The sequence below is a fragment of the Beduini massiliensis genome, assembly GCF_000829905.1.
Taxonomy (GTDB): Bacteria; Bacillota_I; Bacilli_A; order Erysipelotrichales; family Coprobacillaceae; genus Beduini; species Beduini massiliensis.
Genome location: NZ_CDPP01000003.1, coordinates 150,188 through 171,117, shown reverse-complemented (window position 1 = coordinate 171,117; position 20,930 = coordinate 150,188). Strand labels below are relative to the sequence as shown.

General features: G+C 35.0%; 19 protein-coding genes. 5 read left to right on the top strand and 14 right to left on the bottom strand.

Annotated features, from left to right (window positions below; genetic code table 11):
• Positions 1 to 123: 123 nt before the first annotated feature.
• Entirely contained in the window at positions 124 to 360 is a 237-nt protein-coding gene (locus BN1225_RS02525; RefSeq protein ID WP_041138252.1) for an RDAC family protein, read from the top strand.
• A gap of 29 nt (positions 361 to 389) precedes the next feature.
• Here the strand turns inward: BN1225_RS02525 and BN1225_RS02520 are convergent, their stop codons facing one another.
• Positions 390 to 800, bottom strand: coding sequence for a heavy-metal-associated domain-containing protein (locus tag BN1225_RS02520; RefSeq protein ID WP_041138251.1), 411 nt, complete (start codon positions 798 to 800; stop codon positions 390 to 392).
• A gap of 228 nt (positions 801 to 1,028) precedes the next feature.
• Here BN1225_RS02520 and BN1225_RS02515 point away from each other — a divergent pair, with 228 nt between their 5' ends.
• Positions 1,029 to 1,493, top strand: a complete 465-nt coding sequence (locus tag BN1225_RS02515; protein WP_041138250.1) for an NUDIX hydrolase — start codon at positions 1,029 to 1,031, stop codon at positions 1,491 to 1,493.
• 18 nt (positions 1,494 to 1,511) lie between these two features.
• Here BN1225_RS02515 and BN1225_RS02510 read toward each other — a convergent pair whose 3' ends face one another.
• The 9 genes from BN1225_RS02510 to BN1225_RS02470 all read right to left on the bottom strand — a co-directional run bounded on the left by BN1225_RS02510 (position 1,512) and on the right by BN1225_RS02470 (position 9,562).
• Complete coding sequence (locus BN1225_RS02510; protein ID WP_041138249.1) at positions 1,512 to 2,096, bottom strand: sugar O-acetyltransferase; 585 nt, start codon at positions 2,094 to 2,096, stop codon at positions 1,512 to 1,514.
• Positions 2,097 to 2,209: 113 nt separating this feature from the next.
• Positions 2,210 to 2,848: an HAD family hydrolase gene (locus BN1225_RS02505; protein ID WP_041138248.1), complete on the bottom strand. Its 639-nt coding sequence runs from the start codon at positions 2,846 to 2,848 to the stop codon at positions 2,210 to 2,212.
• Entirely contained in the window at positions 2,848 to 3,828 is a 981-nt protein-coding gene (locus tag BN1225_RS02500; RefSeq protein ID WP_041138247.1) for an ROK family protein, read from the bottom strand. Before BN1225_RS02500 ends, BN1225_RS02505 begins: the two co-directional genes overlap by 1 nt.
• Before the next feature lie 88 nt (positions 3,829 to 3,916).
• The gene (locus BN1225_RS02495) at positions 3,917 to 4,381 is read right to left on the bottom strand and encodes a hypothetical protein (protein WP_041138246.1); all 465 of its coding nucleotides are present in this window, start codon (positions 4,379 to 4,381) and stop codon (positions 3,917 to 3,919) included.
• Positions 4,382 to 4,401: 20 nt separating this feature from the next.
• On the bottom strand, positions 4,402 to 5,661 hold the full coding sequence (locus BN1225_RS02490; RefSeq protein ID WP_041138245.1) for an ABC transporter permease: 1,260 nt from the start codon (positions 5,659 to 5,661) through the stop codon (positions 4,402 to 4,404).
• A 2-nt stretch (positions 5,662 to 5,663) separates the two neighbouring features.
• Complete coding sequence (locus tag BN1225_RS02485) at positions 5,664 to 6,332, bottom strand: ATP-binding cassette domain-containing protein (protein WP_041138244.1); 669 nt, start codon at positions 6,330 to 6,332, stop codon at positions 5,664 to 5,666.
• Positions 6,333 to 6,341: 9 nt separating this feature from the next.
• Positions 6,342 to 7,712 (bottom strand): ABC transporter permease, encoded by a 1,371-nt coding sequence (locus BN1225_RS02480; RefSeq protein WP_041138243.1) that lies wholly within the window; start codon positions 7,710 to 7,712, stop codon positions 6,342 to 6,344.
• Between the two features lie 87 nt (positions 7,713 to 7,799).
• Positions 7,800 to 8,903, bottom strand: a complete 1,104-nt coding sequence (locus tag BN1225_RS02475; RefSeq protein WP_052466261.1) for a sensor histidine kinase — start codon at positions 8,901 to 8,903, stop codon at positions 7,800 to 7,802.
• On the bottom strand, positions 8,891 to 9,562 hold the full coding sequence (locus BN1225_RS02470; RefSeq protein ID WP_041138242.1) for a response regulator transcription factor: 672 nt from the start codon (positions 9,560 to 9,562) through the stop codon (positions 8,891 to 8,893). The genes BN1225_RS02475 and BN1225_RS02470 overlap by 13 nt, the downstream gene beginning before the upstream one ends.
• Positions 9,563 to 9,797: 235 nt before the next feature.
• Between BN1225_RS02470 and BN1225_RS02465 the strand changes: the two genes are divergently transcribed.
• Positions 9,798 to 10,748, top strand: a complete 951-nt coding sequence (locus BN1225_RS02465; protein WP_052466258.1) for an alkaline phosphatase family protein — start codon at positions 9,798 to 9,800, stop codon at positions 10,746 to 10,748.
• 130 nt (positions 10,749 to 10,878) lie between these two features.
• Complete coding sequence (locus tag BN1225_RS02460; protein ID WP_041138241.1) at positions 10,879 to 12,318, top strand: GntR family transcriptional regulator; 1,440 nt, start codon at positions 10,879 to 10,881, stop codon at positions 12,316 to 12,318.
• An 82-nt stretch (positions 12,319 to 12,400) separates the two neighbouring features.
• On the opposite strand, the gene BN1225_RS02455 is transcribed toward BN1225_RS02460, so the two are convergent.
• From BN1225_RS02455 to BN1225_RS02445, 3 genes are all read right to left on the bottom strand, one after another.
• Positions 12,401 to 16,744, bottom strand: a complete 4,344-nt coding sequence (locus BN1225_RS02455; protein WP_041138240.1) for an MSCRAMM family protein — start codon at positions 16,742 to 16,744, stop codon at positions 12,401 to 12,403.
• A gap of 484 nt (positions 16,745 to 17,228) precedes the next feature.
• Positions 17,229 to 18,866, bottom strand: coding sequence for a DAK2 domain-containing protein (locus BN1225_RS02450; protein WP_041138239.1), 1,638 nt, complete (start codon positions 18,864 to 18,866; stop codon positions 17,229 to 17,231).
• Between the two features lie 17 nt (positions 18,867 to 18,883).
• Positions 18,884 to 19,240 carry an Asp23/Gls24 family envelope stress response protein gene (locus BN1225_RS02445; RefSeq protein WP_041138238.1) on the bottom strand — a complete coding sequence of 119 codons (357 nt, stop codon included), beginning with the start codon at positions 19,238 to 19,240 and terminating at the stop codon, positions 18,884 to 18,886.
• Positions 19,241 to 19,469: 229 nt separating this feature from the next.
• Between BN1225_RS02445 and rpmB the strand changes: the two genes are divergently transcribed.
• A complete protein-coding gene (gene rpmB / locus BN1225_RS02440) occupies positions 19,470 to 19,655 on the top strand; it encodes a 50S ribosomal protein L28 (protein WP_041138237.1) in 186 nt (61 codons plus the stop codon).
• Positions 19,656 to 19,788: 133 nt separating this feature from the next.
• Here the strand turns inward: rpmB and dnaJ are convergent, their stop codons facing one another.
• A complete protein-coding gene (gene dnaJ / locus BN1225_RS02435; RefSeq protein ID WP_041138236.1) occupies positions 19,789 to 20,919 on the bottom strand; it encodes a molecular chaperone DnaJ in 1,131 nt (376 codons plus the stop codon).
• Positions 20,920 to 20,930: the final 11 nt, after the last annotated feature.

Genomic DNA, 20,930 nt, shown 5'->3' with positions numbered 1-20,930 from the left:
TCCGTTAATTGTATTGTACATGATTTCGATAATGAATAGCGAGAATCTCAAAATATGAAAAGAAATGTATCTTGATTGTACTCATCTTATAAATTCGTTAGAATAAAGAAAAGAGGTGATATTATGTCTAAAACGATTGATGTAATGACGTTAATGAGACTAAATCAATACTTAAAAGAGGAAAACATAGACTGCATTCTTCATCATGCCAGCGCTTGTGATAATCGTTCTTTACGTATTGAAACACAAAGTGATATCCACATGAAAGAACTTTGCGATAAAATAAATTCATTTTTAAGTCAAAGCTGGCTGCAAGTAGAGGCAGATCCGTATGATTCCAATCATTTGTTAATAAAATAAAGCTCTTATTATTTTTAGTAATAAGAGTTTTATTTTGTTTCAGCATATATTTTAAACACATGATACCCTAATGAACGGATTCTGTTTATGACATCTTCCCTTACAATCGGACGCATCGTGTAAAGAACAGCACAATTGTTTTTTAAGTCTACTTCAATATAATAGCCCTTTAGCCGATTGAATTCATTTTCTATTCTGCTCTTGCAGAAAGCACATGTCATGCCATAAATCAAAATTCTATGACAATAAGGATAGTTCTTCTTATCAATGGTTTTATTCATATCCCCCTCATTCTTTGACGTTTCATTTTCGCAGCAGCCATGCAGTAATTTTCTTAAATAAGATTTAGTCGCAAATATACTTATTAAAACAATAGCTGTAAAAAGAATAGCTGTGACCATATTCCCATTCTGCTGCTTTTTCTCGATTGACTGCTGCATCTATCATTTCTTATCATAAAGATCCCTCACTTTGTTAGTTTTATCTAACTTATAATTCTATATTATGCCAATAAGTTAGTATTGTCAAATATTTATACAGATTTTATGTGAAATTAGCTGTGAAAAGAAAGTCTATAAACACACTCATTTAAACGTAAAATCTATTTAGGCAAAGCCTAATCAATGTTATAATAGTAACAGTAATTATAAAGCGTGGTGAAGGATAAAATGAATTATGTAAAAACAATAAGAAAGAAAATCGGACATGATGATTTGATTTTAATCGGATCAAATATTATCATCACGGATTCATCACATCGAATCTTACTTCAAAAAAGAGCCAATGAAACGTGGGGGCTGCTTGGCGGATTAATGGAAATTGGGGAATCCTTAGAAGAAACGGCGATTCGTGAAGTAAAAGAAGAGGCCCATATTGATATTGCGGAATTAAAGCTGCTTAACGTTTTTTCCGGACCAGCATTCTATTTTACTCTGCCAAATAAAGATCAAATCTATGTTGTAACGGCGTTATATCATGCCAAACATATTAGTGGTGAACTACTGGCAGACGGCTTTGAAAGCCTAGCCCTAGATTATTTTGATTTAGAGAGTCTGCCGGAAAATATGGAAGATGAATATAAAATATACATTCAATTTTATAAAAACTATATAAATGAAAACAAGTCAATCTGATCAGATTGACTTTTATAATTAACTATTATCTCGAATAACGCGGCAAGGATTACCATAAGCCACCTTATTAGAGGGAATATCTTTTGTGACGACACTCCCTGCGCCAATCACAACATTATCACCGATTGTAACTCCGGGCATAATAATCGCTCCGCCCCCAATCCATACATGATCGCCAATGATCACCGGAGCAGTTTGAGTCTTGCAAAAAGCAAATGTGCCATCTTCTTTCTTTTCCCCAAAACGTTCTTTTGCACTGGTGGGGTGAAAAGCAGTATAAATTTGGACATTCGGTGCAATCAAAGCATAATCCCCAATTTTAATCGTATTATCATCTAAAAAGGTACAATTCATGTTTACTTCACAATTTTCACCGAAATATATATTTTCCCCATAATCCACATAAAACGGAGGTGTAATCCAAAGATTTTCACCAAATCCGCCTAAAAGTTGTTGAAGCAATTGTATTTTTTTCTCACTGTCATTTGAATCACAAAGATTATATTGGCGTACTAAATCTTTCGCTAAATGCCATTGTAACAACAGTTCTTTATCTCCACAGTCGTATAATTCTCCCGCCAACATTTTTTCCCTTTCTGTCATGTGCTTCTCCTTTATCTATTTATGACTTCATTCCATTTTAATATTTGATCATTGCCATCTCAGCAATTTGCCTCTATTCCTTCCTTATCTATTTTTGCAATAATCTTTTATATTTACTTTTCAGGGATAGATAAAAGCTTCAGCAAGTCAGCAGGCTGATAAAAGGTGAACGTTGAATCAATGATACCTTTATCTGAAACACTGCCCCATTTAGCATAACCAAAATCAACTCCCGCTGCCTGACAGCAGAGGTAATCACTCAACGCATCCCCGATATAAATCACTTCATCTTTTTTTACGTTCAGTCTTTCTAAACACAAAAGAATGGGGGCTGGATCAGGTTTATGCAATGTAGTATCATCCGCTAAAACAGCAGTCTCCATATATTGATCCAATCCTTTGGATACAAAATCGATTTGGTATTGTTTTTTTGTTTTGGCAGAAACTACGGCTTGCCGCATATAGTGATGAAAAGTTTCAAGTACTTCTCTGATTCCCGAATAAACACTTGCCCCCTCCTCATAATCATTTACATACTGCACCCATCTTGCATAAGTTTTTTCTTTATCTTTAATAGGTAATTCTTCCATCACTTTCATTCCCGGGTAAGAGGCATATTTCAGGACTTGCTCATAAGTATAATCGACATAAAGTTCTTCCTTAATAATTCTTTGCAGTGGAACCATATTCATTTTTAAAGTATCTAAAATTGTTCCATCTATATCATAAATAATTGCCTTATAACTTTTCATCATTGTTCCTCCGCTATCTTTTTAATAAGATTCATTATTCCTAAATATTCCAGACCATCAAATAGACATTGATCTGGGTTTTCTTCAAGCTCTAAACAATATTCCTGATGAACCCAGGTTTTAAGCTGTTGTTTCAATAACGATAAGTTCAAAGGAAACGAAAGTCTCGAAGTCATTTTTATTTTCTGCGGGTCATTGCTCGTACAGGTAATCACTAACAAATACGACATAATCTGATTAAATTCCATTTCATTTTGACATACGCGTATCGCTTGATTAATCGTTTTGTCCTGATAGGGAATCAGTCCTAATTCACCCATAATCCCTTTATGACCATTTAAAATAGTTCCATTTACCATCACGGATCCCCCCATTCCTAGAGAACTGATATATAAATACACAAAATTATCGACAGATTCATCATGCTTATAGATGCCTCTTTGCATACATTTAACATCGTTTTCAATATAAATCGGAATTGTCAGCTGTTGCTGTAAATGATCAATCCAATCATTTTTTATGTACTGATCTTCATGGTCTGTATAATACATATGCTGATCTACGATTCCCTCTACTGCCATCACAATCGCAGTGGAGTCATACTGTTTAATTAAACCTTTAATTTGATTGGCAAGCTGATGGAATGCAGTGTACTCTATCTTTATGGACTCAATTACCTCATATAACTTCATTATTTTACATTCAGCATAATCTTTGTGAACAAATAAACAAATCAAGCTGAAAAAATCCGGGTTTAAAGAAAAACGTATAGGGCATCTTCCTCCCGTAGATTCATCTACTCCAATAGTTTTAACGATCTTATTTTCTTCAAATTGTCTTAGCATATTACGGACACTGGACTGTGATAAGTGTGTTGCTTGTACCAAATCGTACATTGTCGCATTCTGTTTAATATATAAATGATGTAACAGTAAATGACTGTTGTTTTGTTTTAAAACAGTGTGTGCATACGCCTTCATTTCATTTCCTCCTTACTTTTATTATAATATAATAAAAGTAAACGTCAATTTATTTTACTGAAAAAGCAGATTCATTGAATCTGCTTGATTATAATCCTCCTACAGCCTGAAAAGCTTTGATTGCTTCTTGGCTGATATCACCCTCTAAAACAATCAGTAAATAACCCCCTATCATATTAGCGACTTTTACTTTATTTCCATGAAGTTCCATACTTCCTTTATTATAATCGGAGATGGCTTGAGAAATACTGTTAATACCACTTTCTGCAATTACGATATTCCCATAACGCACAGCAGATTCAAAATATGTTCCTGCTACATCGTAAGGTTCTCCTTTCTCATTAATAGCCCCGACCTTACGTAAAGCTGTTTCAAGCTCCTTTATAGAAAAACCACTTGCATCAGGAATCTGATCATCGTTGGATTGTCGATTTGTCTGTGAGGAAGATGGGGGATATTGATAGGATGAGTGATTATTTGAACGATCAGCACATCCACTTATTATGCTTATTGTTAATAGTAAAACAAAGATTTCTTTTAGTCTTTTATTCATTTTAATTCCTCCTGATTTATCTAATTTTGCTGAGATAAAATTTGTCTTGGTTCATAGCGCATGATTTTCCATATTGCCACTAATCCAGAAAGAAAACAGAGACAAGATATTGTACCAATCAATAAAACCATGCCGGTTATATCCATATGAAAAGTAATTTGAGATAAGTCAACAGATAGCTGCATCTTTTCAATAAAGCGCTGCTGATTTTGCAAAAAGATTTGACCAATCCAGTGTCCGCCCACTTGAGCAAAAGCCAATCCAATACTTAGACTGATACAGCAAATCCATACATTTTCAGTCATTAAGCTAATGGCTACCTTTAATTTTTTCATTCCCATTGCTCTTAATAAACCGATTTCATATTTTCTTTCCCGCATAAAAAATAATGAAAGAAGTAAAGTAATTATACTACCTAATGAAAGAATACCAGCGGTAAATAAAAGAGAGATCTTATTTGTGGTACGAAGCGGCTGCACTGCTTCCTCATAATTCCTGTCATCGGTAGTTGCTTCGTAACTTTCAGGCAGACCTTTTGTTCGCATTTCTTCTTGAAAAACCGCAATCATTTGCGGGTCTTTTAAATAAAAGACTGCGGATAAATCTCCATATTGATGAAACAATTCACTTTGAAGTATGGTTTGAAAAGAAGTATATATATGATTTTGCGGATCTAACAAAGGAACATCGCCCGAATATTGTCCTAATGCAAGAGGGGTATAAATGCCGACAACCGTAAATGTGGTTGAAGCGGGAGAATCTGTTTTTTTCCCTTTTAAATAAATCGTATCATTAAGTTTTAAATGATTTAACTCGGCAAATTTTTGACTGACAATGATTTCTTTGGAATTTTCAAACATGCGTCCTTGAACTAATTTTTTTGATTTGTTTTTAAAAGTGTCATTTAATTCCTGATCCGAAAAGCTTATTAAATAACCTTTTGGTATATTTTCCAATGAGGTGCTTTCTTCTTCCCCTACCGCTTTTAAATTTTCCTGTATGATGGGTACTTTAGCGGTCAAGTCCTGTTTAAGCAAATATTCGGAAGTCCCAAACGCCATGAGCTGAGATGGTGATAACTTAGGGGCATTTAGAGCAGCATTCAAGATTACTTTTGAACCAAACTGCTGTTTATACACCTGAGTTAACTGAGAACTGCCATGATAAACAATCCATGTAATTCCCGATAAAGTGATCATGGCAGTTAAAATGATGCCAAGTAAAATGTTCCTTCCCTTATTTCGTAATAAGTTGTGTGTCGCGTAAGTTAAAGCATACATCTTTATTCACCCATCTCTTTAAGTTTTCCGTTCATCAGTTTGAAACAATGATCTGCATAAGTACTTACACCTTTTGAATGTGTTACAATAATCACACATTTATGTTCTTCATGAGCAAGTTTCTGCAATATTGTCATAATTCCTTTTTCCGTCTCGCCGTCTAAGTTTCCGGTTGGTTCATCCGCAATGATAATATCCGGATCATGAGAGAGTGCACGGGCAATCCCAACACGCTGCTGTTCTCCGCCAGACAATTTCAAAACTTTACGGTCTGCAATTTCTGCTGAAATCCCTACTTGTTCTAAAAGGTGGTATGCCGCTTGTTGTTTATCTTTGATATGACTTCCAGAAATATTCATGGCAAGAATAATATTTTCAACAGCACTCATATTCGTTAATAAGTTATACCCCTGAAATATGATACCGATACTTTTAGCACGATAATCGTCCCGATCTAGTTTTTTTAATGAGATGTCTTTATATAGCACCTCCCCCTTTGTAGCTACGTCCAACCCAGATAAAAGAGATAACAAGGTACTCTTTCCAGCTCCAGATTTTCCTATAATGGTATAAATTTTATCTGTTTCAAATTGGGCATTGATATCGTTAATCACATTTATATTACTTTTTTCATACTGATAACTGACATGTTCTAATTTTAATATGCTCATAATAACCTCCTAATGTCGATCTGATAATATTTTTCTTGGTTCATAGCGCATGACATAATAGATCCCTCCCATACTGGCGATCGTTCCAAATAGAATTGTCATTCCAATAATCTGAACCATCATTTCTGATGTTATATTGATTTGAATCTGCTCGAACTGGGTGCCTGATCCTGCTGAAAATCCTCCGGCAGTACTTAGCGTGACATTGCTTGATTGTTCATTCTGAGACGGCTGAATTGTTTCCTGCTGCTGAAATAATGCATTTGCAACAGGATGACTCACTAATTTAGCAGTACCAAAGGCAAGACATAAACTAAGACTGGTAATAATAAATCCTTCTAAAAGAAAACTGACTGCCAATTTTCTTTTTTTCATTCCTATTGCTCGAAGAACACCTACTTCATAAGTACGTTCACGAATTGAAAGACCGGATAAAAGAATCAGGATTCCACCTCCAACAACTAAAACGCTTACCACAAATATTATCGCTAAATCACGAAGTCCCATCAATGGTGCAATGACCTTTTGATAACCGCTGTCATCTGCCTGTAACCCAAAATATTGTGGTAACCCCAACGCATACATTTCCTTTTCTAACTCTTTGATTTTTGATGGATCCTGAATCGTAAAATTTGCAGCTGCATTAATAAACGTACCCTCTGCTTTTTCCAGAGTCTCCAAACTGGTGAAAATCTCATTGCCACGATTCAACAATGGCATCTGCATCTCTTTATCTTCATATGCTTGTGTATGGTCTTCGTAAATCCCCACAATCGTCACTTTTAATCTGCCACTTTCTTTTTCTCCTATTGAAGCTAACTGAAGTTCAATCGTATCATTAATTTGCCAATTATTGAGTTTAGAAAGCTGTTGGGAAATGATAACTTCATTAATATTTTCAAACTTTCTTCCTTCGATTATTTTGCGAATACCATTTTCAAATTCACCATTAACAAAGGGATGATTGGTTCCATAAATCATATTCGTTGAAACCTTGACAGTCGGTCCCTCCGTATCTTCTCTTTCGATCCCGGAGATCTTAGTACTATCTTCATCCAGTGCTTTTCCCTGAAGCAGACTGACTGGTGTGGTAAGGATCATCTCAGTACTTTTTAATAATGAAGATGTTGCAAATTTTTTATAATCTTCTATACTCGGTTCTTGATAATTTTTAACTTTCATTGCTTTTTCATCATCTCGATATATGACAACCGAAGCAGAAAGCTGATTTTTATAAATCTGAATCTGATGCTGAGTCGCAGAATAGATCATAATGGATAATGTTGCGATAAATAATATCAAAGACATCATTCCTCCAAGCAATAAATTTCTGCCTTTATTTCTACCTATGTTTTTTATAGCGTTTTCTATTAAATACATATATCTCACTCCTTACTGTAACCCAGTATATAACTTATTGTGTTACATGAATGTTACATAAAAAAAAGAAAACGAAATTTCGTTTTCTTAATTATTAATCGGAAATGCTAAAGTGAAGACGGTACCCTCATTTTCAACACTGCTGCACTCAATCATTCCATCACATAGTTCACAGACATGTTGTAATAGACTGAGTCCAATACCGTACCCATCCTTATTTAATTCGTTTATACGATAGTGATGATCAAAGATTTTCTCTAACTTATCTTTAGCAATCCCAATTCCATGATCCTTGACTTCAATGATTGCTTGATCATTTTTACGATAGACAGATAACAGTATCTCCTTATTATTGCCATATTTTATTGCATTATCGATTAAATTATTTAATGCACAGATGATCCATCGTGGCTTTGCTTTTACTAAAAGTTCTTGATCGTCAAACTGAAAGTTTAACTGGGGATAATATACCTTATATTTATCATAAACATCCGCACATAATAAAGTGATGTCGACAGTTTCGATGTCAGTTTCCTTTCCCTGTTCACTCAATGTAACCAGATCATCAATCCCCTCATTTATATCATCAATATTTTTCATGCAAGCTTCTTCATGATGCAATTCTAAATTTGCTTTTAATAACGATAAAGCATTTTTCTGTTCATGGGATAAATACGTATGAAGACGCTTATAATCTGTAATATGCCGATCAAATTCTCTTTGAATACTTTCATAGGCTTTAGCCAATACCGGATCATCATGGGTAAATTCATGTATTTCTTGCAAAGATGCCAATTGATTGGCAATCCGTTTATTTTCTTGGTGCTGAATTCTTTTAAGGAGAATCCACATCAATATCGATGCCCCTATTAAAAAAATACAAAATAGCCCGGCAATCGGAATGATTCTTTTCATCAATTCAGCATTATAATAAACTGTATACTCCTTTAAATCAGCATAGCGCCCATCATTATTTTCATAAATCGAAGATTCATCGGGTTCTACCAACTCTGAAATATCATCAATAGTTGCATAGTTCTCTCTTTCGACCATATTTTCCTGAATATAATAGTCTATGTCGATATTATCCTTTATCGAAGCAAAAGAGAAGATGCCTAACACAAATAAACTGGTAATAAACAGAGCAAAAACACTTACTACCAAAGCCATTTTAATGGTTACTTTAGACATAGATAATAACCCTTCCCGCGGATTGTTTTTAAAATTTCCCGATGCGTGCTTTCACTTAATTTTTTACGCAGGCGGGTCAGTTGTACACGTAGAGCAGATGAAAACGGATCAAAACTTTCATCATAAACATGTTCTGCCAATTCCTCACTGGAAACAACATTCGGATAACGTATCGCTAAATATTCTAAAATATCAAATTCTTTAGCTAATAAAGATACCGGCTGATTATTTAAAGTAACTGTTCTGGCACCACTGTCTACGATCAATCCTTCTATCTTGATTTGCGATTGATGACGCCCGTAAAATCGTCGTATGACAGCCTGAACACGTGCTCTTAATTCTTCTAATTGAAATGGTTTAACTAAATAATCATCAGCTCCTAAGTCCAATCCTTTCACTCGATCACCCAATTCATCTCTAGCAGTAATAATAATGACAGGTGCTGCCACATCATTTTTTCTTAAAAATTTAAGTATATCGATCCCATCTTTATCGGGTAAGTTTAAATCCAAAAGAATCGCATCATAATGATTCACAAACGCTTTTTCTTCTCCACTCGCTCCATCATGAGCTACATCTACATAAAAACCAATACCTTCTAATGTTTCCTTCATTCTTAACGACAGCTCTACATAGTCTTCTACGATTAATAGTTTCATGATATCGCCCTCTTTCCAAATAATAGATTACTACTATCATAGCATACCTATCACAGACTGACTACTTTCTTTAAACAGACAATTTAATAAATAAATGATGAGAAGAAGAGTTTTATCGAAAATAAAATGATAAAGGAAAGAAAAAAACATTGACTTGGAGTTAACTTTAAATGATAGAGTTATCTCATCAAGAAGGAAGTAAGGGCCTTTTTGATAGAAATAGGAGGTAGAAATAATGAAAAAAAAGATGACAAACACATGGATTGCATGTGTAATCGTACTTGTTGCTTTGGCTGCAACATTTATTTCACGAGCGAATGCCTGTGGGGATTGTAAGGTAAATGCTGCTGCTTTTACGTTTAGTGCTGAAGAAAGATTGCCACAGACTATTATTCAAAAAATTGTTGATGATTTTATAAATCGTCCTCTGGCAAATGGGAAAGAAAGAAAAAAGGTACTGATTCTTGGATATGACGGATTTCGTGAAGATGGTTTAAATAATATCTATGATATAGAAAATAGTGCTATCTTGTCTATTATGGATTCCGGCGGACTGTATCATAGCTTTGCCGGTGGTTTGGAAGATTCTTCACAGGCAACCAGTACATCTCCCGGATGGAGTTCCATTCTCACAGGAGGATGGCATGATTATCATGGTGTTGAAGATAACGGAATTCCTAAAAAGGATGTACCGACTTTATTTCAAACAGCAGTTCAAAAAGGATATTCCACTACATTTGTTTCTTCATGGAAAGAACATTTTGAAACAGTTTATACACAAGATATGATAAGGGCAGAATTATTAAACGAGCCTTCACAATATATTTTCGCAACGAATGATGAAGATTCTAAAAATCAGGCAATCGAAGCGATAAAGCAAGATTTTGATATTGTTATGGCGATTGCCGAGTGTACCGATAATGCGGGACATTCTAGTGGTTTTGGCAATGATAATCCCATATATCAAGAAGCCTGCCAAGAGGCAGATCATTGGGGAAAAGAAATATTGAATGCCGTAAAGGAGCGTGAAACTTATCCAAAGGAAGAATGGCTCGTCATCATCACAACCGATCATGGCGGTATAGATCTGCATCATGGTGGTCAAAGCGATGAAGAACGCAATACTTGGTTTGCTGTAAATCAACCTGTCACGCCTAATTCAGAATGGCTGAATTATCACAAATAAAAACCTTTGCATGCTTAGCTGTATTCAGTCGAGTATGCAGAGGTTTTTCTCTATATATAGAATTATCCTACCATTTTCATGTAATAGTGATAAAATAAGAATATCTTGATGATGAAAGCGAGGAGAGATCATGTCTGAAAATAAACTGTACTTAGACATTTATGAACATCTTATGACAGATATCTTAAACCGTAAATATCTTTACGGTGAAAAGCTCCCTACTCTTAATCATTTATGTGAAAAATACAATGTCGGGCGCAACACTGTCCGCTCTGCCTTGAACTTGCTTGAAACCCGCGGATTTATTCAAAACCAGCGTGGTGCACCAGCGATTGTTAGATTTGATATCAATGAGATGGAATCGCAGTTTATGTATAAAAAATCCATTTATGAACGTAAGCAGGCTTATGAAGATCTTTTTCAATTTCTTAGCTGGTGCATGCCAGATCTAATCATTGAATTAAAGAAAAAAACAAACAAAGAGGAATTAATACATCTGGCAGAAAAAATAAATACAGTTTATATTAATAAAAATAAGATTTATTCACAAAAAGAATTTGTTGATAAATTCTATGGAATTATCCTTGAAGTTATCGCTCTATTCAAGAACAGCTTATTAGATACCCTTTTTAGAGATATTTTTCATTTCATCTATTTGCCCATCGCAGACGATAAGCAAAATCTAAAATTTAATCAAATCACGCAGACGATCAGTGATGCACTTCCAAAAATAGCTGGTTTCTTACTGACTAAAAATGATTTTGTACTTAAACATTCCATTTCACTGTTATTATCCACACTGTCTTATACTACTTTAAACTATGTGGATAAAATAGGCAGTGCTGTCGATCAAACAGAGTTTATCGCATTTAATTGGAAAAGCACACGGCATTTAGATCTTCGTTATATGCAAACACTTATTAAGATCATCTTGGATATTAATAATAAGAAATATCTTACCTCATTGCCTTCATTACAACAGCTTTCTGAAAACTATCAGACCAGTTTAAGAACTGTAAGAAAAGCTTGTGACCTATTAGATGAATATCACATTATTCAAAAAAGCAACGGTTTAAAAAGTCGGATCATTATTGATGAAATACACGATCCTCGAATACTGTTGTCTAATAAAGAAGTTATGTCTAATATCATGCTTTACAAGGAGGCTTTGCAGATTTTATTAATTTTGGCAAAAGGATTAAATAAACCTGTGTTATCCACCTGTGCGGATGACGTATTGGCTTCCTTCATCCAATATCAAAAGCAAGCCTCTAATAAAATGGTTTTAGTTCATTATATTGAGTTTATCTTTTCAAACAGCAATTCAACTTTATATAACATTTACCTTGAGCTTAATAAATCCCTTGCCTGGAATATTTATAGTGACACTTTGTTTGATCCAAATCGAATTCCTTATGATTTTATAAAAAGAAACCATCAGTTTTTAGAAGCATTAAGCCTAAAAAAATACAATGAGATAAATCGTTATATAGATGAAATACTTTATATTGTAGAAAATTATATTGATCAGCTGCTTCAAGCCTATGATACGACATTAAGCGATTCTTAATAAAGTGAATCCAAATATTTATGAATATGTACCCTCTTTACCGGACAAACCAGTAAAGAGGGGTCTTTTATTATGCTGATTATTAAAGTGGGAATTTTCTTTTTGTTAATTCAAGGATTGCTCCAAGCAGTCCCCCACTTACTGCTAGCCCTACCAAATAGAACCATGGATTATTCTGATCTCCAGTTAAAACTACTTTATTTTCATTCACTTTCTCTACAGGTGTATTTTCATTGACTGTTTGATCGGGTAATTCCGGTATACTATCTGGTTTGGGCAGATTGGGATGAGGTAGAGTTGGTTTTGGCAGTGCCGGTTGTAATTCTTCAGCATCTGCATACTGTCTAAGGATTATTGGGATTTGGTTATCTGTAACTTCTTGATCAGAAGACCATACACGTAATTGTTCGTCAATCGTAAACAGATAATCCTCAGCAGACAGATACCCATTTGGTGTGGATGTTTGTTTCAATACATAATCGCCTTCATCTAAATGTTCAATTATATATTCACTTTGTTCAGTAAGTTCCACCACCTTGGCTAAATGACCATTTACTCGTTTATAAAGGGTAAAGATAGCACCACGTAGAGGCTGACTGTCAGAATCGGTGATTATTAATGAAATAGCGGTATCTGCCTGCTCATTGTCTTTTAATGTATTTAAGAAAAGTTCAGTTAAGCTGCTGGCAACATAAGGTTGATCAGCCATTAAAATATTGCCTTGCTGATCTACTGTGATTTGTACCATTGCATCACTGCATTCATAGCGTGATGGTGCTATCTCTTCCGTTAGTAAGTAAGTTCCTTGCTCCAAATTCGTGAAATGCACGTTTCCTAAGTCATCAGAGACAGCTTCATAACGGTTTTGTTTATTGCTCAAAGAGAAGACTGCGCCTTTCAAATTATGTTCTTTTAGTGCATCCTGTTTAACAAACGAAAAGCTTCCATAACAATACTGATTTTTGATTATTACCTTATTTATTTCTTGTCCATCTATTTTTATTGAAGAACCATCAACTTTTATTTCATATACCGTTGGAGATAACTGATAGCCTTCTGTAGTTTTATATTCTTTTAAATAGTAAGTCCCATTATCTAGGTTATGAAATTTAGCGATTCCTTTAAAAGTAGTTGCTTCTAAAAGCGGCACTAGAGATTCTTGATTTTCATATAAAGCAAATACAGCTGATAAAGTATCATCATTTTGTAATTCATTTCCTTTATAAAACTGTTTTTGAATCATTAATTCGTTTTTAATGTTATTATCACTTAAATAGAATATTGATCCTAAATCAGCCAGTTTTTCTTTATTTTCAATGGTTTGTCTCCCATCATTTAAGATAATCTCAATAGGCTCATTATTAAGGGTGTAGCCATCCGGTGCCTTCGTCTCTACTAAAATAAGTTTTGTCCCTGCTTGACAATCATAGTGACTTAGTAATTTTTCTAATTTTGCGTTACCATTCTCATCAGTTACTAACATTTCCATTAAATAGCGATCTTGATGCAAGGGATCATAATTTTCTTTATACACCGCATATTCGGCTCCTGAAAGACCACTTAGCATATCGTCACTGGCACTCTTTTTTATAGTCAATTCATAATTAAGTATTTCCGCTGAAGAATAAGAACTTTCATATTTATAGCTATCTGATTGTTCAAAGCGAATAGTGGATTGATTATTTAAAGAAACACTGTTGGAATAAGCCGTGTTTTCTCCAACATTTCCCAATACTTTTGCTTGGTAAATAATAACATAATGATGTCCTTTTCCTTCTCCGGCAATCTTCTTATTGTGAATCTGGAAAACAATTTGAGGCTGTCCATTTACAACTTGTTGGAAAACACGATAATCCGTTTTGTTTAACGTTACATTCGTTGTCTTATCTAAAATTTGAATAGTATCATAATTTAAAGACAAATTATCACTTGGTAAATCATAGATAAAGTAGTCTTCTTTTTCCTGATACGTTTCGCTTGCATAAAGATCAAGTCCCAATGGGTTTATATCAATCTGATAGGTCACTGTATTTTTATTTTTAGCATTTGGTTTTTCTATCACCTGCTTATTCACAATTTTATTATCATAAGGAACAACAGCTGATGAATTGAACTGAAAATCTTCCAATGTCCCACTATAGGGAATAGCGACTTTATTTTCATATTGGAGTATATGATCGGCTTTGCTTTGTTCATCTAATAATCGCTTATCGACAATTTTTGTTTGATAGGTGATCAGATAATAGTCATGTGCATCACCAGATAGATCGATGAAAAACTTTATTTTACCGTTGCCTTCATTGCTTGCATTGATATTCGTACAGGTTGCCCTTGCATTAAAATCAGATACAGATGGATTTGTCAAAATGCCGTCTATCGCTCTCATCGTAACACTTTCATCAATATATTCCAGTTCATTTGCCTGCATTTCATCTTGCAGAACAACCTTACCATTCTCTTTTACCACTGAATTAAGAAAAGACTGCGGTACAATGATATTCCATGTGATCGTTCCATCTTTATTGGCATTGCCGCTTTTATTGACAGCAGCAATAATTTTTCTAGCCGCTGATGCCTGTGCACTGGTTTCCTCAGCAAACAGCTTACCGGTATTTTTAACGGTTTTACCCATCATCAGATCACTCATATTTGTTATTTTTGTCTGATAAGTGATTGTGATATCATACCCATCTTCTGTGCTTGTTTCCGGTAAGAAGCTAGAAGATTCTGTTCCACTTTTATTTTCACTGCTTGCGATATCTGCTTTTTCCTGCGTGTCAGCAAAATAGATTTCAAATCCGTTTATTCCTTGTTTTACCGTATGATAGATGTTCACTAAACTCGAACTACTCACATTTATATCGGTTATTCCATTAGCTAACGCTTGGATCATACCATCATTATTTCCAAAAGTATCTACAAAATAGGCATGTTTTAAACCATCTTTAGGGACATGAATCGTATATTTCCATTCTGTTGTATCAAAATCATAAGCAATGACTTCTTTTTTTACGGTTGCTTCGACTCCTTTTAATGCAATACCTACCTGTGAATGAAAGTTTTGTCCGGGACCTGGTCCAATCAGATAAGCATCATTATTATAGGTACCACTGCCCAAAAAACCCTTAGGATTATAAAGCGTTGTATATGTAAATTCATAGATATAAGGGGAAGTGTCCTCTGTTGGTAACAGATAAGTAAACTGACTCTTTTCATCATTGTAATTAACTATAATAGATCCGTTGTAAATTATGTCTCCGTTACTGTTTGTTTTCTTTAATACAACATCCTTTGTGGTATCGTAAGAAAGAATTCCACGGCTATCTAAAACGTCTTTAAAAGTATAACCCCCAACAGCAAAATAACAAGAACTGTTCATTTTCACTGTCCACTCGATTGCATCTCCAGCTAAACGTTTGCTTGATTTTTCTATCCATTGATATTTCATTTCATCTTTTGTACCACTATCTGTCGCTAAATCCACTTCACTGGTTTGCGGTTTAGAATTGGGTTCTTCTGCTGTTACGCGATTATCAACTTCATCTACTACTACTGTGTCTGTATTGGCTTGAATGAAAGCATCATCTTTAATTTTTGCCTGATAAACCACTGTAATCGTTTTTGCTCCGCTCTGCCCTGCAACAATAGGAAGCTCTAAAGTAAATTGCTGATCTTTAATTACTGGATCTGCTTGTTTAATATTATCAATCCGCAGACTATTTGCCTGATACACCAAGTTATTCCCCATTGTATCTGTTAATGTAATGGTGGTTCCCTCATTGTACATATTCATCTCTGTAATAAGAAGGTCAATTTTATATGTGACAATGTGGGTTTGTTTATCATAATTTTGAATCGCTTTATTCAATGAAAAATTAATCGGATCTTCCCATAGAAAAGTGATGGTTTTATCAGGGGGAAAGGCGAGCTGTCCTTTTTTAGGATTGGTACTGTCAGATGCAATATCTCCTAGATTAGCGGTAAACCCAATACGACAATTTGTGATGACAATATCATCACTGTCATACTCTGCTTTTAATTCCATTTGTACAGTTCCATCTGTCTTTATAGTATAAGAGCCGATTACCGTTTCTCCCATCAATACTTCCCCATTTTGATTACTGGGTAAAGTCAGCCCTGATGGCAGTGTATATTCTAAAATTTTTCCAATTGGAAACTGATGATCACTTTTTTCTGTAAAAGTAATTTCAAACTGGATATCCTCTGCGTATTTTGGAATTTTTGTTTCTTTTGTATAAGGAATTCCCTTATAACCGACAATCCCGGCATCCGTTAAAAAGTCTTTCATATCAACAGATTCTTTTGCATCATCCGCAAATACTGAAGATGAATTTACTGCCAGCATTATTACCATCAGCAAAGACAGTAAAATCTTTGAAAGTTGGTTTACTCTTTTTTTCAGCATAGTTTTCTCTCCTCTACTCCCTAAAATGAAATTTACGATATCACCAGTGACGTTATCGTCAGTGGCGATATCATGAGCAGCATCACTATATCATTTAGCAAAATGGCTGACAAGTACCTAATAGTACAAGCTACCGTTTTCAACAACTTCTTACTGTTTTCTCCACCTCATTTATCCTTCTTATAGATTAATTCTTTAATAAAGAAAAAATGAAATATATGATATTCCCCCTTTCAAAATTTAAATAAAAAAGACCTGTTTTTTATATCAGGTCTACTGATTTTTTTAATCAGATATTTGTTTCTTACATTTAAAATAGTTAATGAGGATGTATTGCGTTTTACATAAATACCTATATCGGTTATATTTACAAACATACAATAAAAGCAAAAAACCTCTACTGTTTTGACCAGTAGAGGAGACTCATCGTCTAACCAATGAGGCTTTTTAAATTTTTTAGTATATATAAGTCTTCAGCTGTCTTTTACTCAACACCGACAATAAACGAATAAATTGGCTGCATCCCTAAATGAACTTCCAGTTCAGCTTCCGAATTTTCTTCGATGAAATGTGTGATGTCATCTAATTCTTCTTTGCTGACATCATCTCCGGCAATCAATGTAATAATTTCATCTTCATCGCTGAATAATCCATTTAATGTCTCTTTACATGCTTCTACTTTACTAGGAACACAAGCGACAATGCTTTTTTCTACCATTGCCATATATTGATTCGCTTTGATATCTATGCCATCAATATTGGTATCTTTAATCGCAAAAGTAACCTGTCCGGTTTTAACATTGTTTACAGCTTCCATCATATCTTCGATTGTGTCCTCTAAATGTGCTTCCGGATTAAACATGATACATGCGGATAATCCTTGAGGAATCGTTCTAGTCGGAATCACTTTAACATTGACTTTACCTTCCAGCACGACCGCCGCCTGATTAGCTGCCATAATAATATTAGAGTTGTTTGGTAAAACAATCACATTTTTTGCATTGATGCTTGTAATGGCCGCCACTAAATCTTCAGTAGACGGATTCATCGTTTGACCGCCGCTTACCACGTAGTCACAGTTTAATTCCATGAACATGTCTTTAATTCCGCTTCCGGCAGCTACTGAAATCAACCCAACTTCTTTTTCTTCACGTGGGGCTTCCGTTTTTGCACTTTGTGCTTGTTCTTCAATAATGGTATTATGCTGTTCCTGCATATTTTCAATTTTCAGTTTGATAAATTCACCAAATCGCTGAGCTAAATTCAATGCTTCCCCTGGCTTTAAGGTATGTACATGGACTTTAACGATATCTTCATCTTGTACCACGACAATACTTTCTCCTGGAATCATCGATAATTCATTTTTCAATTGATCTTCACTGAATTTATTCACTAAGGATTCTTCTAATCTTAAAATGAATTCAGTACAGTATCCAAAGCCTTCTTCTCCTGTATCCACATTGCTGGCTGCTGCCTGCACCTCTGAAAAAACATCGACTTTTTCAATTTTATCTCCGGCAATCGCAGACATAAACCCGGTTAGGATCAAGACTAATCCAGCTCCACCACTGTCCACTACACCCACTTCTTTTAAAACCGGCAATAATTCTGGTGTTCTTTCTAATGAATCTTCTGCCTGCTTCACAAAATAAGAAAAGACATCTTCAATTGATTTATCTTTTTTAGCGTATTTCACGACAGCATCTGAAGCTTCTCTGATGACTGTCAAGATTGTACCTTCCACGGGTCTCATAACGGCCTTATATGCCACCTTAGCCCCGTTTTTAAAAGCTTTTGCTAAATCTACGCAATCAATTTCATCTTTTCCTTCTAAAGCAATAGAAACACCTCTAAAGATCTGTGAAAGAATAACCCCTGAATTTCCACGGGCTCCCATCAGCAATCCTTTTGATAATTTCTTTGAAATATCATAGATACTGCTCGTATCCATGTTTTCAATCTCTTTTGCTCCTGAAGAAAAAGTAAGTGACATATTTGTTCCCGTATCTCCATCTGGTACTGGGAAAACATTTAGGGCATCAATTTCATGATGCTGATTGTGCAGTAGATAGCACCCTGCCAATATCATTTCTTTAAATAGCTGTCCATTGATTTTTTCCATTTATGTTCCCTCCACGTTTACTCCACAACTTTAATGCCTTGAACATAAACGTTAACAGCTTCAACTCTAACATCTAGTGATTTTTCAAGAACATATTTTACTTTCTTTTGAACTTCATATACGATCTCTGATATCTTCATCCCATATCCGACAAAGATATACATATCTACGATTAATCCCGTCAATCCTTCTTTTGCTTCTATTCCACGAGAAAAATTATCTTTCTTTAGTAATTCATAGAAACCATCTTTTAACATTTTTTGACTGGCCATGCCCACTACCCCGTAACATTCAGTGGCTGCCCCGCCAGCTGTTTGAGCTACGACTTCTGAAGAAAAATTAATATTACCAAATTGTGTATTTTTTTCAATCATCAAGTGATCCCTCCATATTGTTTCATTTATGTATAATAAACGCTAATATTATTATACCCTAGATATTTTGATTAAGCAAATAATTCACGACCAATACATTATATTCGTCTATTTCCAATATTTCAACACCTTTCATGAATTAAATTTATATTTTTTGCTTGATTTTTATATTATTAGATGTTATTATTGGTAAGTATGAAAAAGCCACTAAAAAAGGGGGTAAAATGAAATGTCAAGAAAATGTCAATTAACTGGTAAAGGTGCAATGTCTGGAAACGCACGTTCACATTCATTACATGCGACAAGAAGAAAATGGAATGTTAACCTTCAAAAAGCAGTCGTATTGGTGGATGGAAAACCAACAAAAGTTAAAATTTCAGCAAGAGCTCTTAAAACTTTAAGAAAAAGCGCTTAATTTTAGTATTGTAAATTTACCATGGTAAGATGCAAACGCATCTTTTTTTATTAATCAAGCTATTGTATAGGATGATCCTGTATGATAGCTTTTTTATTATCCATAAAGAAAACGCACGAAATTCGTGCGCTTGTTAACGTTTAAATGCTCTTTTGAAATTATCGAAGAATGAATCTTTTTTCTTATCTTTCTCAATGATCTTACGATAAAGTTCTTTTTCTTCTTTAGATAACTTCGTTGGAATCTTAACTTCGATCTTCACTAATTCATCCCCATAGTTATCACTGCGTAAATCCTTAACTCCTTTGCCCTTTAAGCGTAATGTTGTTCCATGTTGTGTTCCTTCAGGAATTTTCAAGGTGACTTCACCATATGGGGTTGGAACATCGACTTCACACCCTAATGTTGCATTAGGGGCAGAAATCGGTATATTAATCAAGATATTGCGTCCGTCTCGAACAAAATGAGGATGTCTCTTGATTACGATTTCAACATATAAATCTCCGTTAGATCCGCCATTGCTTCCACGTGCCCCTTTTCCGGCTACACGCAGCTGCTGATGCGAATCAATTCCAGCTGGAATCTTTAATTCCACTGTAATGTTCTTGTTTGTATATCCGCTGCCATGACATTGATGGCATTTTGTTTTCACTGTTTTTCCTGTTCCCTGACAATCCGGACAAACACTTTGGTTAACAAAAGTCCCAAATGCTGTACGCTGCTGAGTTTTGATCTGCCCGGTTCCGTTACAGCGTGAACAAGTCGTATAATCATTTGGGGTTTCCGCACCGGTTCCATGACAGTGAGAACATTGTTCATCATAATTAATTTTTAAATCCAATGTTTTTCCGTTAATCGCATCCATGAAGTCAATTTCCACTTGCATATAGCGATCTTGCCCACGACGAGGTCCGGTTGAGCGCGCACGTGTTGAGCCACCGCCGCCACCAAAGAACGAACTGAAAATATCACCAAGGTCCATGTCATCAAAACCACTGAATCCACCTTGGAACCCACCACCGCCAAAGCCACCTGCACTTTGATCAAACGCAGCATGTCCATAACGGTCATAGGCAGCACGTTTATTGTCGTCGGATAAAACATCGTAAGCTTCTTGAACTTCTTTGAATTTTTCCTCAGCATCTGCTTCTTTATTAACATCAGGGTGATATGTTTTTGCGAGCTTACGATAAGCTCTTTTTATAGTGGGAGCATCTGCATCCTTGCTGACACCCAACACTTCATAATAATCTCTTTTTGCCATTTGCTACCATC